The organism is Sphingopyxis sp. (genome assembly GCF_016704835.1).
In the GTDB taxonomy this organism is placed as follows: Bacteria; Pseudomonadota; Alphaproteobacteria; order Sphingomonadales; family Sphingomonadaceae; genus Sphingopyxis.
In genome coordinates this window covers 662,080-676,799 of sequence record NZ_JADIZJ010000021.1, presented here as the reverse complement: position 1 = coordinate 676,799, position 14,720 = coordinate 662,080, and the positions used below count along the sequence as shown (strand labels likewise).

The following is a 14,720-nucleotide window of genomic DNA, read 5'->3' as shown; positions in this document are numbered from 1 at the left end:
GGTAGTCCTTTTTGCCGACGCGGCATTACAGCAGCGCCGCATAGAGATCGTCGACCGAAGCCTCGATTGCCGAGAGGTCGGTTTCGACAACGCGCAGGTATACCGCGGTGGTTGCCAGATCGGCGTGGCCGAGCAGCACCTGCAACGCGAGCAAGGGATTGAGTTCGGGATTGGCCCGGGCTTCGCGTTGCAGGAACCGCAGCATGGCGGCGGCGAAGGTATGTCGCAGCGCATGGAACGTCGCCATCACACCCGCTGCCTCGGCAGCAGCCGTGAACATTGCGCCAACCCTGCGCGGTTTCATGGGCTGCCCCCGACAAGTCAGGAACAGAGCGTCGGGATCGCGCTCTGCCCGTTTTGTCGTCGCACGACGGACGACGACCGCCCGCTCTTCCCGCACATAGGCACGGGTTCGATCAACCAAAGGGGCCGGAGGATATATTATTCGCGATCGCCCACCCTTGGTTTCGTCGATCTGCACCGGCACCATCGGTTCACTGCCGGCCCCTTTCAGATGACGCACGGTCAGGCCCGCCACTTCCATCCGACGGATTCCGGTGGTCACCGCCCATTCAACGATCAGCCTGTCGCGTGCCGACATTTCGGCCATGATGCGCCGAATCGCCTCCGGCGCGAGTGGGCGCGGCAACATCGGCACATGCCGCATGGTCAGTTCGTTGGCTTGGGTCCGGCCTCCGCTGGCGTCGATGTGGGCGAGGAATCCTTGTGGACGGCTGCGCGACAGCGCGATTTCCTGGCTTGCGAACGGGACCTGCTTCATCAGTCCGGTCGCCACGCTCCAGCGGTAGAAACGCCCTATGGTCCTGAGCCGCCCGTTGATTGTACTGCGTGCCAGCGGTCTGCCGCTGTCGCCACGGGGCCGGAGCATCTGATCGCGATAGGCGGCCAGTTCGCCAGGACCGACCTCGTCCCAGGCCCAGCCATTGGCCTCTAGCGTCTGCCACCAGTCGTAGAGAGCTTCAGCGTAGGTTCGCCAGGTCTGCGGGCTGCGGGTCCTGCCGCGCACCAAAGCAACGTGCATCAGCCATGCGCAGGCCGGTTCGACGAGCCGCATCCGGGCGTCGAGCAGCATCGGGACATTCTCCACCGATGATCCGTCGGGCCGGAATGCAGGCGTCGAGAACAACAGCTGCGCCATACCCACTCCCAAGATTGCAACCGGACAGGAAGGGCCCTCGGGCCCTCCCTGTCCGGCAGAGAAGAGGGGGCTCGGATCATGTGTCCTGCTTGATTGGCAGAAGAGGACAGAAAGGACACGTTATGGATGGGACCTACCACGAGCTGGGCCATTGGGCGGGAAGCAAGGAGCGGCTGGCGCGCGATCAGTCGGGGCGGTTCGGTTCGGCGCTCTATGCCCGCGAGGAGCTTTGCGCCGAGCTGACATCGGCTTTTCTGTGCGCCGCGCTCGGCATCGTCCCCACCGTGCGCCATGCCGATTATCTCGGCGCGTGGCTTGCAGTGTTGCGCGCCGACAATCGCGCCATATTCAAGGCGGCCAGCCAAGCCAGCAAAGCGGCGGATTTCCTCTTGGCCTTCGTTCGGGAGAACGAATCCAGCTTGGCGCGCGCGGCATGAGCGCCGCGCCCCGCCTCGAGGCCGAGGTCACGCCCATCGGCAACCAGACGCTGGTTCCCGGCGTTGCGCCGATCACCCCACGCGACCGGCTGGCGATGCGCGCCAACGCGCCGCTGGAGCCGAAGAAGCGGCAGCGCCCCGCCGACCACGGCCTGTTCGACACCAACGCCCGCAATCAGATCGAGATGTTTTGAAAGGACTCCCCATGCAGTTGCTCACCCAAGACCTGCGCGCGCGGCTGATCGCCAACGGCCAGAGCCGTGGCGATCATGTGCCGGTCGTCAAATTCTTCAATCCCGTAGGGTCGGGCACTTGGCTGTTTTCCGAACTGGACGAGGACGGCGACACGCTGTTCGGGCTTTGCGATCTTGGCTTTGGTTGCCCCGAAATGGGTTCGGTCAGCCTTGCCGAAATTGCGGCGGTGACGTTGCCGTTCGGCCTCACCATTGAGCGCGATCTTTGTTTTGAAGGGCGCTTCCCGCTGACCATTTATGCCGATGCCGCCCGTCTTTGCGGCGGCATTACAGAGGACGAAGTGCGGCTTGAGGCCGCAGCCATCGCCATCGCCAACGAAAATTCAGAGCTTCCGCAGCCTTGACCCCCAAGGCGGCGGCGGACCCTGCGCGGGATCGTCCCGCGCGGACAACCGGCCCCATCCTCACTGCCCCCCAAGATGCCCCGAGGATGGGGCCACCCCCAAGCGAAGGAGTAACCTACCATGCACATCGACCAAATCCCGCTCGACCATCTTTCGGTTTCCAAGGCCAATATGCGGGCGGGCAAGAAGCCGCCCGAAATTGCGGACATTTTGCCGTCGATCATCAAGCGCGGCGTGATTTCGCCACTGTTCGTTCGACCCAATTGCACCCCCGGCCATTTCGAGATCGTTGCGGGCAAGCGCCGCTACTATGCAAGCCTTGAGGCCGCGCGGCAGGGCCAGGACGGCGTGACGCTGCCCTGCATCACGCTTGGCGAGGGCGACGACGCCGAGGCGCTGGAAATCTCGATGATCGAGAATATGCTTCGGCAGAATCCCGATCAGGTGACGCAGTGGGAAAGCTACACGCGGCTGGTCAAGGAAGGCCGCAGCGTCGAGGACATTGCCGCGACCTTCGCGCTGACCGAATTGCAGGTGAAGCGCATTCTTGCGCTGGGTAATCTGTTACCACGCATCCGCGAGGCATTCCGCGCCGAGGAAATCGACGCGCCCACGGTCAAGCACCTGACCTTGGCGACCAAGGCCCAGCAAAAGGCGTGGCTGGCGCTGTTCGAGGATTCGGACGGCTATGCGCCGCGCGGGCAGCAGTTGAAGGCGTGGCTTTTCGGCGGCACGTCGATTGCGACCGGCGCGGCGCTTTTCGACCTTGCCGCTTTCGATGGCCAGATCGTCAAAGACCTGTTCGGCGATGAAGGCTATTTCGCCGATGCCGATCAGTTCTGGGCCGCGCAGTCCGCCGAGATCGAGCGGCGCAAGGCCGCCTATCTCGAAGACGGATGGAGCGCGGTCGAGATCGTTCCCGCCGGTGTCTATTTCCAGACATGGGAACATGAAAAGACCGCCAAGCGCAAAGGCGGGCGGGTCTATATCGACGTCAACGGCAAGGGCGAGGTCGCCTTCCACGAGGGCTATCTGACCCACAAGGAAGCGCGTCGGCAGGGTGAGGGCGGTAGCGATGCGGCGAAGCAGTCCGCGCCCGCCCGACCGGAAATCACTTCGGCCATGACCTCCTATATCGACTTGCACCGCCATGCGGCGGTGCGGTCGGCGCTAGCCGCGAACAGCGGCGTCGCGCTGCGCGTTATGGTCGCCCATGCGATTTGCGGTTCGCCGCTGTGGGGCGTGAGGGTGCAGGATCAGCGCAGCCGCAACGAAGCGATCACCGAGAGCGTTGAGGCCAGCGTCGCCGAAGCCCGCTTCGACGAGCGGCGGCGCGCGGTGCTCGCCGTGCTGAACTTCGACCCCGACGAGGCCAGCGTCACTTTGGGCCATGAACCAAGGAACGGCGTGAGCAGTCTGTTCCAGCGATTGCTGGAACTGCCCGACGCGGTGGTCATGGAGGTTCTCGGCATCGTCATGGCCGAGACGCTGGCAAGCGGAACCGGCCTGATCGAAACCATTGGCCTGCACCTTGGGGTCAAGATGGCCGACTATTGGGTGGCGGATGATGCGTTCTACGGCCTCATCCGTGACCGCGAGGTCTTGACCGAAGTGTTGCGCGAGGTCGGCGGCGATACCGTGGCGCAGGCCCATGCCGCCGAGAAGGGCAAGACGATCAAGGGCGTCATCAATGACTATCTGATCGGCGGCAATGATCGCGCCAAGGTCGAACGCTGGGTGCCGCGCTGGATGGCGTTCCCACCATCGGCTTACACCCAGCGCGGCGGCGTGGCGACGGTTGTCGCCGCTAATCGCGCGGCATGGCTGGCCGAACCCGATGCGCCGCTCGATCCCGACCCCGCCGCCGCAGGTGCGGCGGAGGCGGCGGAGGGCGGCGATACCGAAACCGCTGATGCGCTGGAGGAGATCGAAGAGCAGCGCATCGCGGCATGAACGAGGGGCGGGCGGCATTTCGCCGCCCGCATCTGTCAGCGCCACAAAGCCCCGCCCGGCAGCGCCGGACGGGGCTTGAGTGCTTAGGTCTTTGGGTTGTGGATGGGCACGAACCTGACCGGATGATGTCGATACCAGTCTCCGCCCGCGAACAGGCGGGCGGATCGAAGCGGGGCGGGATGCAGACCTGACGGAGCCTGTCCCCGCCTTCCTGCGGTTTGTGCCAGCAGCCCTGTCACCGGAAGCCACAGAAATCCGGCGCGACGGCGCGCTTTCATTCACGGCACTATCGGCAGAATGCCGCGTCTTGGTCAGCAAGCCCACAAGATCAGTTTCGCTGGGCAGGTGCGTCAGCCGGACGTTGAATGTGCCAACCGATCCTTGCCAAATCTCCTTGCGTCCGATTGCCAGAACCGCGCTCACCCACGGCCTCGTCAATGGCTTTGGTTGGCAGCGGACGGCTGCGCCTCTTGCCCCTTGCTGCAACGGTGCAGCCCGAACTTTCTTCCCCTGGGCTGCGCCCATTCCTCGCGGAACCAAGAAACCCCGGTCTGCACCGTCCTCCACTGCGTTGCGGCCCTGCGGGTGCAGCGGTGCAAGCCCCTGCCTCAAACCAGCCATCGAGGCCGCGAATGAGCGCGGGGTTCGACCAACCCAAGGAGAAGTATCATGGCAAATATCGGCACCTTCAAGAAGTCCGGCGACACCAACTACACCGGCGAGATCGTCACGATGAGCTTGCAGAAGAAGAACGTCACCATCGTCGCCGAGGAACCGAGCGAGAACGAAAACGCCCCCTCGCACCGGGTGTTCGTGGCGAAGGCCGAGATCGGCGCCTGCTGGCAGAAGACCTCCAAGGAAGGCCGCGACTATCTCTCGATCAAGCTCGACGATCCCAGCTTCACCGCCCCGATCTTCGCCAGCCTGTTCGCCGACGAAGATGGCAAGACCTTCAACCTGATCTGGTCACGCGCCCGCACCTCGAACGGCCACTGACCATCGCACCCAAGCCCCGACCGGCACTGCCGGGCGGGGCTTTGTGGTGCAATCTTGACGTTGCCTCATATGAAACCTATATCAGCCTCACTTGATACAGGAGCAAAAACATGGCCAGCCAGGCTGCCGCAACCGTCGAAGCACTGCTGGGCGTCAATGCCAGTGCGGGCAACACGCGCCTTGGTCTTTCCAATGCGGTCGAGAACGGATTGCCGGTGAGCGCGCTCGACCGGCTCGCGGGCGCGGTTGCACCCGACGATGCCCGGTTCAAGTTCCGGCTGATTCCCAAGGCTACGCTCGAACGCCGCAAGAAGTCGGCGACGCGGCATTTGACCAGCGAGGAAGGCGACCGGCTGGCGCGGCTGGCAAAGGTCTATGTCTTCGCGCTCGACATCTATCACGACGGTGACAAGGTGCGCGAGTTTCTCAACCGGCCCCACGCCATGCTTGATGGCAAGCCGCCGCTTGATGTGGCGCTGGCGACCGGTCCCGGTGCCGATGCGGTCATCAACCTGCTTGGGCGCGTGGCCTACAGCGGTGGGGTGTGAGCGCGCAGAAGACTGCCCAAAAGACCGACCGCGTCCTGACCTGTTTCCGGATTGGCGATCCCAAGGGCGCACATCCGATCTATGACAGTCAGGGCGCGCGGATCTATCCGGGGCGGTGGAACACGCCCGCCAGTCCGATCATCTACACGTCCGAATATTATTCGACCGCCATGCTCGAAAAGCTGGTTCACGCCAGTTCGGTGCTGCCTCCCAATCAGCACTACATTCGCATCACCATTCCGAACGGCACCAGCTACGAGATCTTCGACCCGGCCAGCCATCCGGGATGGGACGGCAAGCGCGAGACCATCTGCAAGCGCTTCGGTCTGGCCTGGGTCAACGAAGCGCGTTCATCGATCCTGATCGTGCCGTCGATCCCGGCGCGGCTGGATCGCAACATCCTGATCAACCCCGCGCACCCGGATGCTGCGGCCGTCACCCATGAACTGCCCGCGCCGGTCTGGTGGGATGAGCGGCTCTATTCCTGAGCGCGGATGACGTCTCGCCCGCCATCCCCTTGCAAACAGATTTGCGCGCTGGATGCCAGGTCCAGCGTCTGCACCAGCTGCGGTCGCACACTTGGCGAGATCGCCGAATGGGAGCGCGCGACCGCCAGCCGTCAGCATGAAATCGTCCGGCGATCTTCGGCCCGCATGGGAAGCCGGACTTCCCATCCAGCCTGAAAACTCAAACCCCCAAGCGTCCCCGAAGCCCCTCATTTGTCGAAGTAGAAACACGCTTTGGGGGCGCTTGTCTTAGGGGGTTTGTCTGATTTGTCTTTATTGCAGGATATGCCTAGCGGCGCGTGTTGTCTTACATTGCCCCTGTTTCACACGGGCATGATTGATGGCGACAAATCCACTATCGAACACCGCGACACTCACCATTCGGCTCGACGCCGATGCGCTCGCGGCGTTCGATAGGTTCGCGGTTGGCCGTGGTGGACGCAGCGCATTGTTGCGACAGGTGATCCAACAGACGGTGCAGGAGATCGCAGATCGTCCCTTCATTGACCGTCCCGATGGAGTCGCGCGCAATCGTGTTTCGCTGCGATTTACCGATGTCGAGATCGCCGTGATCGAGGTTCGGGCGGCGCAGCGTTCGACCGATCGCGCCGGTTGGATCAAGGCCTTGGTGCGCCGCCACCTCGCGCTGAAATCGCGGGTCGATGACGGGCTGCTGGCTGAACTCGCGCCGATCAGAATGCAGTTGCTGCGTATCGGCCGCAATCTCAATCAGGCGATGAAAGCTGCCAATGCGTCGATGCTCGAAACTGGCGACAAGCAGATCGAACCCGAGCTGCGGCGCATCGCTGACATGCGAATGGAGATTTCCGAGCAGGTGACAGCCGTTGGCGAGGCCATGCGCGGCGATGCGAGCTACTGGACGGTCGCGGATTGATGGGCCTGGAATCCGCCTTGTGGGAAGCAACCCGTCCGGCGTTTCGGGTTCGCTATATCCATGACCCCACCAGCACGCCGCGCGTTCCGCTCTATGCCAGTTACGGCTTTGCCACCGGCCCGACAGCGCGGGCCAAGCTTGCGCGGATTGTTCGCAAGGCACCCGAGGTCGTGGTCAAGGTCACGGGTCGCCAGCGGGGCGGAAACCATGTCAAAGCCCATCTCGATTATATCGGGCGCAAGGGCGAAGTGGATATCGAAACCCGCGACGGCGAAATCCTGACAAGCAAGGACGACATCGCCGAGCGCGCGGCGGAGTGGAGCGACACGCTTCAATGGCGGTCGCGGCCTACGGTGTCGTCGGTGTCACTGATCTTCTCAATGCCCGAAGGCACCGATCCCGACAAAGTGCTGGGAGCTGTCCGCGCGCTGGCCCATGCCGAGCTGAGCGACAATCACGATTACGTTCTGGCCCTCCATACCGATACGCCGCGCCCTCATGTTCATCTGACGGTGCAGGCCGAGGGGCTGGATCGCACAAGGTTCAATCCCCGACCGGTTCAACTCAATCGCTTCCGTGAACGCTTTGCCCGAGAGCTGCGAGCGCGGGGCGTAGCCGCCGAAGCAACGCCAAGACGGGCGCGCGGTCAGGGGATTGCCGGATCGAGCATGGCGCTAGTCAAATTGCGTGCGCGGCTGCGAACCGAAGGGAGTCGCCAGATTACCCAATCCGACCGCCGCACCAACGAGCAAGCCATCGCCGTTGCGCGAGGCCAAGAGCAACTACCACCATTCATCGCTGCCGGCACAGTGCGCTGGCAGGAGATACGCCATGCTTATCAGCAGACCGCTGATTCGCTGGACGCCACCGGGCAAGCCGACGACCGTGAGCTTGCCAAGGATATTCGCACGTTCCTCGACAAGCATCAGGGTATGAATGCCACGCCCGAGGCGTTCGCCGCGCATCATGCAAAGCGACTGGATCGCTCGGTGTCGCCAATGGGCGCCGAACCGCCCGACTACAACCCACCGGATAAAGGAAGAGGCCGGTAGTCAGTGGCGGTATATCCTTGCAAATCGAAATCAGTGGTTTTGATTTGCAAGGATGCTCGGACGTACCCGGCGATCAATTCGCGGCCTATCTGGACCGGCCGTCACGTTGCAACACTTGCTCCTGTGTGACCTCGCGCACTCTTTGAGCCTGCTGGTTCCGCACCTGAATGACGGCGATCCTGTCACCCTTGGCGATGCGGATCGCAACCTCGTGGCGTCTGGCTTCGACCTCCTTTGACGCCTTGACCGGATCGTGTGGGTATTTCGCGCGGGCAATCGACATGGTCTGGGCCACTAGACTTTGTGCGCGGCGCAGGTCCGGGTCACGGGCATTCTCGGCATGGGACTGGTGCAGGAACCGATCCGAGAGGGCTTTGAACTTGCTCAGCTCACCCTCAGTCCGGGACGGCTTCGTCCCATCCTTCTTCCCCTCGCGGCGCTGTTCGCGTTCGGTGATCCTTGTCCGAAGCCGCTCGGCTTCGGCCTGTACAATCTTGGTCGGGCTATAGTTCTCGACCGCCAGCCCTTGCGCTGCGGCGGCGAGGTAGGCCGCCTTCTTGAACTGATCGCCGCCGCCCACCTTGATCGACGTCCAACCATTTGCCTTGGCGATCCGGATGATGTCGGGAAGGGCGTCGATATTGCTGGTTTTGAGCCGGTCGCCTGCGATCCGGACGATCGGCGTCTTGTCGTCGGAGGTGCGATAGAGCTTGTTGCCGACGCGCAGAAATTTGCCGGTCAGGTCGTCGGTGACCGTGGGCGGCTCGGACTTGCGCTTTGGCTTTTCCGGGGCAGCCTTCGCCGTGACCGGCTTGGGCTTGGCCTGCTTCGACTCATTTAGCCGGCTGCGCCCCGAAGGCACGCTTCCTTCAAGTTCATCAGCCATTTTCATCGCCTTCCTCTATGATGATGCTTGCGTTGCCGTGACGATCCAAAGTCAGGAGATCGGCACAGAAGCTCGGATAGTCTTCGGTGCGAATGTCGTCCGGCGTCAGTGGATGCGCCGGGTTCCCCTCTGCCTCTTCGTCGGTCATGTCGCGGAACGGCGGGGAGCTGATCGGCAAAGGATTGGCTTTTCGAGGGCGGAACGATGGGTGGCGGAAATGCGCGGTTTTTAAAGAAGCGGCTCTTGTAGTAGAATATCTTGGTGCCGAGGATCGGTGGAATACCGCCGCGCAGCAGTAGCAGTCTGTCCGTCGGGTATTGCATCAGCTCCTGGGGCAGCAGCAGGGCGCGGCGCTGTTCGGAAATGGATTTCGAGCGGTTGGCAAGCAGGCCGTGGATCGTGAGCGATCGGGTGATACTCTCCTGCCCGACATAGCCGATGCGATCCGACAGTTCGTTCGCGACGCGCAGTTCCTTGGGAGTGAAGGCCACTTCAACCCCGCAGTTGGCGACGATTTCATCGGCCAGATGCTCGCCGTAAACCCCGCGCAATTGCGAGCGGGACTGGATGACGGGGAGCAGGCGGATGCCGTAGCCCGCCACATAGGAAAAGGCGCTGGCGATGACCGAGGCCCGGCCGAGGCGGGCAAACTCGTCGAGGATGACCAGCACAGGAACCGGCGTAGTGTCATCGGGCAATTCCCGTACATTCAGGTCGATGAGTTGCTGGAACAGCAGATTGTAGAGCGGGGCGATGCGGTCGAGTTCGTCGGGCGATACGCCGAGGTAGATCGAAATGTGACGCTTTCGTAAGTTCCGCAGGTCAAAATCGCTCGCGGACGTTGCTGTATCGACGAGAGGGTTGAGCCAAAGGCCAAGGACGTTGGTGATGGTCTTCTTGATGTCGGCAAAGCTGTTGTCGGAACCACCGGCAAAATCGGCCAATGCCGTTCGGCATCCCGTGGACAGGCTGAGTTTGGGATTGGCCAGTTCCTTTTTGAAGAAGCTGCGGGCATCGCCTTCGGTGAGATGGCGGTAGATCGCGCCCATTGTCAGCGGCTCATCGCTGGTCTCGGCAAGCCAGGCACCGACACCGGCAAATCCAGTGCGCGCCCCATTCGCCCAGAATGCTTCGCCGCGCTCGGGCGCAATGAACAGCATCGTTGCGATCTTTTGTAGCTCGATTATCACATCGTCGGAATCGCTGCGGTCGATATGGGCGAGCGGGTTGTATCGTGCGGTGCGGCCCTGCCGGTCGGTGGGGTTAAACAGGAAGACCTGTTGACCATAATGCGCGCGGAATCCCGCGCTTGCGTCGAAATTCTCGCGCTTCACATCGAGGACCACCACTGAGCCTTGCCATGTCAACAAATTGGGAATGACGATGCCGGTGCCCTTGCCCGAACGGGTTGGCGCTTCGATCAGTACATGCTCGCTACCGCCGAAGGTCAGGAAGCGCCCGCTCTTGCGTCCAAGGACGATTCCCGTGGCTGAGCGGAACCCATGCCGCTTGAGTTCACGCTCATTGGCAAATCTCGCAGCCCCGTGGAGCGGTGCGCTGCGCGACCAAAGCGCATAGACCAGCCCGGCAAGCAGCGTGACGCCGCCCACCAGACCGCCTGCCATAGCCCTCACGACGTGGGGGTCGCCGCGATAATACCAGACAAATTGCGGTATCTTGAGCGGGTCATAAGCAGCCACGGGAAGGCCCAGGATCAGCCATCCGATCATGCTTGCAATGGCGAGCGCGATTCCCAGCCCCGAGCGGGATGGCGATCAAATATCGTGCCGCCCCGCCGTCAGGCGAGGTGCCTGCTTTCTGGGTCATAATAGATCTCCGTCACCCGAAATTCGCCATCTGTTTTCTTGGTCTGGACAACGACATCGACCAGCATCTTGAGCAGCGCGCGAATGTCGCCGCGTGCCAGATCGGAGCCGCCTTCGCTTTCCTTGACCAGCAAAGTCAGTTGCTCGAACGCCAGTTCGGCGGAATCGGCATGGATGGTCGTGATCGAGCCGGGATGGCCCGAATTCACATTGCGCAGGTAGAAGAACGCCGTCCCGTCGCGCAGTTCCTGGAGCAAGATGCGGTCTGGTCGCATCCTGAGCGCGCTTTCGAGCAAATGCTTGGCGGTGACATTCGCGGTGCCCTGACCATCCTTGGCATAGAGCATATGAACGACATTCCTGTGCGGGACGATCAGTTCGCGGGTGTCCTCGATCGTCAGCAGCCGTTCCTCTGGCGGGATGAGCTGGATCAGTCCTTTGGACAGTGTGGTCTTGCCCGAGCCGGTCGCCCCCGAGATCAGGATGTTGAGCCGTGCCTTCACTGCGCCGTCGAAGAATTCGACATGACGGCCTGCATTGAGCAGCGCGAGCAGGTCGAGTTCCTGGGCCGACACCTGCTTTTCAGCGATGCGCGTTTCCTTGAACAGCCCCGCTGCCTCGAAATCCGGCAGTGTCATTGTCACGCTCGATGGTTTGCGCACGGTTATCGACACTGTTTCATCAGGAACGACAGGCGGCACGACGATTTGCACCCGTTCGCCGGTCGGAAAGATGGTCGAGACGATGGGGTTTTCGCGGGTAACGTCTTGGCTCGTGAACGCGGCGGCAGCAGTAGCCAGCGCCATCAGACTCTTGAAATCAAGGCTGGGTTCGCTTTCCCACGTCCAGCCACCACGGCGTTCAATGCCGACTTCGCCGGGAAGTTGATGACCAGTTCGGTGACGCTTGGGTCATCGAGATATTTGCGCAAAGGAGCCGTCACGCTATCGAGAACCGCCGTGTTTTTTCCCGGCGCGGCCACTATTTGAGACTGAGGCCGTAAACGGTCGAAAAGTCGAAATCCTGGGCGACGGTAATACCGACATCCTCTCCCTGATTCTTGCGCAGCACCGGTTTGATCTGCGAGTTTTGCTGTAAGATCGTTGAAGCCGCGTCGGATGGAACGCGGGTGGTATTGGAGGCGCTGTTGCCGACGGCTTCTGCACCCACGGTTGCCGCGTCTTCCACCAAGCTGAAGAGCAGGGCGGTGCCGAAACGCTGCCAGAAGAAATTGTTCACGCGGCCATCCATCCCGCCGCGACCGAGAGCATCGGTCGCTGGCGAGGCGACATCGATCGCGATCCCGCGCGGAGTGACGGCGCGGGTCCACAGCACGAACAGCCGGTATTGGCCGCGATTGAGGCCGCCCTGATATTCGCCGACGATTTTCGTGCCTTTTTCCATCAGCACGACACGGCCATTGTCGGAATAGACGTTGCGAGGGACGATGCAGCTCACATAGCCGGGCTGGCTGGAATCCATCGCTGATTGCAACACGCACGGGATGAAGCTCCCCGCCGTAATCAAAAAATTGCGGTCAGGAAGCGGGCGCGCCTGCGTCTGCCCAATTACCGAAGCGCTCCGGAGAGTGTCGAGATTGGTGGCCGGCGGCGAGCGGGCGTCCGGCATTGACTGCGCCCGCCATGTCGCTGGTAAATCGGGCTGCGCGTTCCCGTCGCGTTCCCCGCCATAGGCAATCAGCGATGACCGCCGTGCGGCTTCGCGCAGTGCCTCTGCTTGCGATGGTTGGCGGGACTTGGTGTGCGCTGGGCGGCGGCATTGGTGAGGCCGCGGGTTGCGCACCAATGGCAGGGACGATTGGCCCGCCCAAAGGTATCGGCGCATTCGGATCGGTCGCTGCCCCGGCCAGCGTTGGGGCGATGACGGTATTTGGATCATATTGCGCCGGTTCGAGTGCGGGCTTGGGCTTTACGGGCGGCAGCTCTGCATTGCCGGTCAGGCCCGTTCCAAGCGCCAGCACCGTGAACATGATGGCCCCTGCGGCAGCGGCAAAGCCGATCATCTTTTTCGGGTCCATTGCCGTTCCCGGTATCGACGGCATCTTGCTGGCGCGTTCGGTGGCCGGGGCGCGGTCGATGTCCTCGGGATCAGGCGTTTGATCGACGGTCGCGCGTTCGCCCTTGGGATTGGTCCGCCATTACTTTGTCTCCCCATTATCTTGGCTTGACGTGCGTTCCACGATGCTGGACGCCGTGCCGGTCTTGGGATCGCGTCCATAGAAATCCTTCGCTTCGTTGAAAACGCACAACACTTCCTTGCCGCGCCGCAAGCGGAGCTGGGCGAACACGCCGTGAATCACGACAAATTCGTCGCGGACATCGAAGGGTACGATGCTTTCGCTTCCGTCCGGGTTGACCGCAAAGAATGCCGGAAGTTCGCGCTGGTTCGGAAAGCGCAGCGCGGTAAACTGGCCGTTGTCAGTGATTTCGGAAGGTTGGATCGCCGATGATCCCTGCACGGTATATTGGAGGTTCCGCTTGCCTTCGAGAACGGCCAGATCGAGCGCGGAGCGGATCGCCCCCGATTGCAGCGCGATGGCCTGAGTATAAGCCGCCTGCGTTGCAGCCGCCTGTGCAGCGGCAGCTTCTTCGAGCGGATAGCGGAACACGACTTTGAAGAAGGTATCGACCGCGCGCGCGCCGATCGCACCCCGCCTCGCCGATAGCTCGAATGTATAGGTGCGATTGCCCGTGTTCGAGCGGGTGATGACAATCAGATTGGTTGCACCTGCCAGTTCACGCGGTTTGATGAACAGCGAATTTTCAGCCGGTGCGACTTCCCACGATACGGTGTCGCCAAGCGCGACATGCTCAACGCGCTTCGCCGGGCGAAAACACGATCTGGGTGGCGGAGCGGAAAACGCCGACAATGCGGAAGACCTGGGTATCGCTGTAAATGACTTCGCGGATGCGATTGTCCTGTGCAGTCGGGCGCGGTGTTTCGCTGGCGAGTGCCGGGCGCTGGTCATGAGGAACACCGATTGCCGCAATAAGGCGCTCTTGCGTTTCATTGCGTCACCTCCAGATCGGCGCGGTAGCTTTGCACTTCCAGCCCAAGCGGGTTTTTGAACCGCTGCTGTTCGGTCGTCGGGGTGTCGGTGGTGTCATAGGTTATGGTGGCAATGGCCGGTGTGTCCGTCGCAGACGTGCCCCGCTGGAGCGTCTTGGTGAAGCGCACCTGCGCGACGTTCTTTGAAACGAAAGTCACCGACTTGATCGCAACGAACACCGTGTCGAGATCGGTGAATACCGATTGCGGCGATTTAGGATTGTCCTTGCTGTAGAACGCCGTCCAACGTGCCTGTTCGTCGCGCGATGACATCGCCAGAACGCCCTCGAAAAATTCCTGGCGCGCCTGCGGTATCCAGCCCTCGCGGTTGCGGACGTAATCGGCGAGGAAATATTTGGCGACGGCCTCGTTATAGGTGATTTGCTTATCGCCCGACATCGGTGAGGTTATCTCACTCGCGCCGGTCGCCTTATCGACCGTGATGACATAGGGCGCGACGGTCTTGAGCGGGGTCAGCATCGCCACCGCTGCAACCCCTGTAATCGCAAGGCAGCTCGCGACACTCGTGACCATCCAAGCCAGCCGCTTTGAGCGATTGGCCGCAATCAGGCGGTCGTGATCCCAGCTTGCGGCTTCCGCAAAATAGGCTTTGAGATCGTCTCTGTCGGTGACGCCGCTGGCCATGACGTTCAGCAGCTCTGGTTGGAGGTTGGGTGACAGGCTGCTGATCTGCGGCACTTGGCGTTCAGGCTTGCCATTTGGTCCTTCCCGGGACTTGGTGCAGCCGGGTTTTTCTCGGGGAAGACCTCGACGCCTCTGCGTTCCCGTTCCTGA

General features: G+C 62.1%; 13 protein-coding genes and 4 pseudogenes. 10 read left to right on the top strand and 7 right to left on the bottom strand.

All coding sequences use genetic code 11. From position 1 onward, the window contains the following. Positions 1-25: 25 nt before the first annotated feature. On the bottom strand, positions 26-1,159 hold the full coding sequence (locus IPF76_RS18370; RefSeq protein WP_293846919.1) for a tyrosine-type recombinase/integrase: 1,134 nt from the start codon (positions 1,157-1,159) through the stop codon (positions 26-28). A gap of 134 nt (positions 1,160-1,293) precedes the next feature. On the opposite strand from IPF76_RS18370, the pseudogene IPF76_RS18365 reads away from it, so the two are divergent. From IPF76_RS18365 to IPF76_RS18325, 10 genes and pseudogenes are all read left to right on the top strand, one after another. Then, a pseudogene (locus IPF76_RS18365) lies at positions 1,294-1,596 on the top strand (zincin-like metallopeptidase domain-containing protein); the annotation flags it as partial. After that, a complete protein-coding gene (locus tag IPF76_RS18360; RefSeq protein ID WP_293846917.1) occupies positions 1,593-1,790 on the top strand; it encodes a hypothetical protein in 198 nt (65 codons plus the stop codon). The pseudogene IPF76_RS18365 and the gene IPF76_RS18360, both read left to right, overlap by 4 nt. 11 nt (positions 1,791-1,801) lie before the next feature. After that, positions 1,802-2,194: a DUF2958 domain-containing protein gene (locus tag IPF76_RS18355; protein WP_293846915.1), complete on the top strand. Its 393-nt coding sequence runs from the start codon at positions 1,802-1,804 to the stop codon at positions 2,192-2,194. A gap of 120 nt (positions 2,195-2,314) precedes the next feature. After that, positions 2,315-4,147: a ParB/RepB/Spo0J family partition protein gene (locus tag IPF76_RS18350; RefSeq protein WP_293846913.1), complete on the top strand. Its 1,833-nt coding sequence runs from the start codon at positions 2,315-2,317 to the stop codon at positions 4,145-4,147. A 669-nt stretch (positions 4,148-4,816) separates the two neighbouring features. Then, positions 4,817-5,143: a DUF736 domain-containing protein gene (locus IPF76_RS18345; RefSeq protein ID WP_293846911.1), complete on the top strand. Its 327-nt coding sequence runs from the start codon at positions 4,817-4,819 to the stop codon at positions 5,141-5,143. Positions 5,144-5,253: 110 nt separating this feature from the next. Next, positions 5,254-5,691 carry an antitoxin Xre-like helix-turn-helix domain-containing protein gene (locus tag IPF76_RS18340; protein ID WP_293846909.1) on the top strand — a complete coding sequence of 146 codons (438 nt, stop codon included), beginning with the start codon at positions 5,254-5,256 and terminating at the stop codon, positions 5,689-5,691. After that, entirely contained in the window at positions 5,688-6,179 is a 492-nt protein-coding gene (locus IPF76_RS18335; RefSeq protein WP_293846907.1) for an RES domain-containing protein, read from the top strand. The genes IPF76_RS18340 and IPF76_RS18335 overlap by 4 nt, the downstream gene beginning before the upstream one ends. Before the next feature lie 6 nt (positions 6,180-6,185). Further along, positions 6,186-6,374, top strand: a complete 189-nt coding sequence (locus IPF76_RS21005; RefSeq protein ID WP_366499741.1) for a DUF1289 domain-containing protein — start codon at positions 6,186-6,188, stop codon at positions 6,372-6,374. Between the two features lie 163 nt (positions 6,375-6,537). Beyond that, entirely contained in the window at positions 6,538-7,092 is a 555-nt protein-coding gene (locus IPF76_RS18330; RefSeq protein ID WP_293846905.1) for a hypothetical protein, read from the top strand. Positions 7,093-7,262: 170 nt separating this feature from the next. After that, positions 7,263-8,144, top strand: a complete 882-nt coding sequence (locus tag IPF76_RS18325; RefSeq protein WP_293846903.1) for a relaxase/mobilization nuclease domain-containing protein — start codon at positions 7,263-7,265, stop codon at positions 8,142-8,144. 85 nt (positions 8,145-8,229) lie between these two features. Here the strand turns inward: IPF76_RS18325 and IPF76_RS18320 are convergent, their stop codons facing one another. The 6 genes and pseudogenes from IPF76_RS18320 to IPF76_RS18295 form a co-directional block, all read right to left on the bottom strand. Then, positions 8,230-9,030, bottom strand: coding sequence for an LPD7 domain-containing protein (locus IPF76_RS18320; RefSeq protein ID WP_293846901.1), 801 nt, complete (start codon positions 9,028-9,030; stop codon positions 8,230-8,232). 242 nt (positions 9,031-9,272) lie between these two features. Continuing rightward, positions 9,273-10,857 (bottom strand): annotated as a pseudogene (locus IPF76_RS18315) (type IV secretory system conjugative DNA transfer family protein); the annotation flags it as partial. Continuing rightward, positions 10,829-11,799, bottom strand: a pseudogene (gene virB11, locus IPF76_RS18310) (P-type DNA transfer ATPase VirB11). The pseudogenes virB11 and IPF76_RS18315, both read right to left, overlap by 29 nt. Positions 11,800-11,837: 38 nt before the next feature. Then, positions 11,838-12,485 (bottom strand): type IV secretion system protein VirB10, encoded by a 648-nt coding sequence (virB10, locus tag IPF76_RS18305; protein ID WP_293846899.1) that lies wholly within the window; start codon positions 12,483-12,485, stop codon positions 11,838-11,840. 529 nt (positions 12,486-13,014) lie between these two features. Next, positions 13,015-13,867: pseudogene (locus tag IPF76_RS18300) on the bottom strand (TrbG/VirB9 family P-type conjugative transfer protein). A 16-nt stretch (positions 13,868-13,883) separates the two neighbouring features. Then, positions 13,884-14,624, bottom strand: coding sequence for a VirB8/TrbF family protein (locus tag IPF76_RS18295; RefSeq protein ID WP_293846897.1), 741 nt, complete (start codon positions 14,622-14,624; stop codon positions 13,884-13,886). Positions 14,625-14,720 lie beyond the last annotated feature (96 nt).

What these genes read in the sequence shown, in the direction of transcription:
- IPF76_RS18360 (WP_293846917.1), top strand. Translation starts at nt 1,593, where the DNA reads ATGAGCGCCGCGCCCCGCCTCGAGGCCGAGGTCACGCCCATCGGCAAC.
- IPF76_RS18355 (WP_293846915.1), top strand. Translation starts at nt 1,802, where the DNA reads ATGCAGTTGCTCACCCAAGACCTGCGCGCGCGGCTGATCGCCAACGGC.
- IPF76_RS18345 (WP_293846911.1), top strand. Translation starts at nt 4,817, where the DNA reads ATGGCAAATATCGGCACCTTCAAGAAGTCCGGCGACACCAACTACACC.
- IPF76_RS18370 (WP_293846919.1), bottom strand. Translation starts at nt 1,159, where the DNA reads ATGGCGCAGCTGTTGTTCTCGACGCCTGCATTCCGGCCCGACGGATCA.
- IPF76_RS21005 (WP_366499741.1), top strand. Translation starts at nt 6,186, where the DNA reads ATGACGTCTCGCCCGCCATCCCCTTGCAAACAGATTTGCGCGCTGGAT.
- IPF76_RS18330 (WP_293846905.1), top strand. Translation starts at nt 6,538, where the DNA reads ATGGCGACAAATCCACTATCGAACACCGCGACACTCACCATTCGGCTC.
- virB10 (WP_293846899.1), bottom strand. Translation starts at nt 12,485, where the DNA reads ATGCCGGACGCCCGCTCGCCGCCGGCCACCAATCTCGACACTCTCCGG.
- IPF76_RS18350 (WP_293846913.1), top strand. Translation starts at nt 2,315, where the DNA reads ATGCACATCGACCAAATCCCGCTCGACCATCTTTCGGTTTCCAAGGCC.
- IPF76_RS18320 (WP_293846901.1), bottom strand. Translation starts at nt 9,030, where the DNA reads ATGGCTGATGAACTTGAAGGAAGCGTGCCTTCGGGGCGCAGCCGGCTA.
- IPF76_RS18340 (WP_293846909.1), top strand. Translation starts at nt 5,254, where the DNA reads ATGGCCAGCCAGGCTGCCGCAACCGTCGAAGCACTGCTGGGCGTCAAT.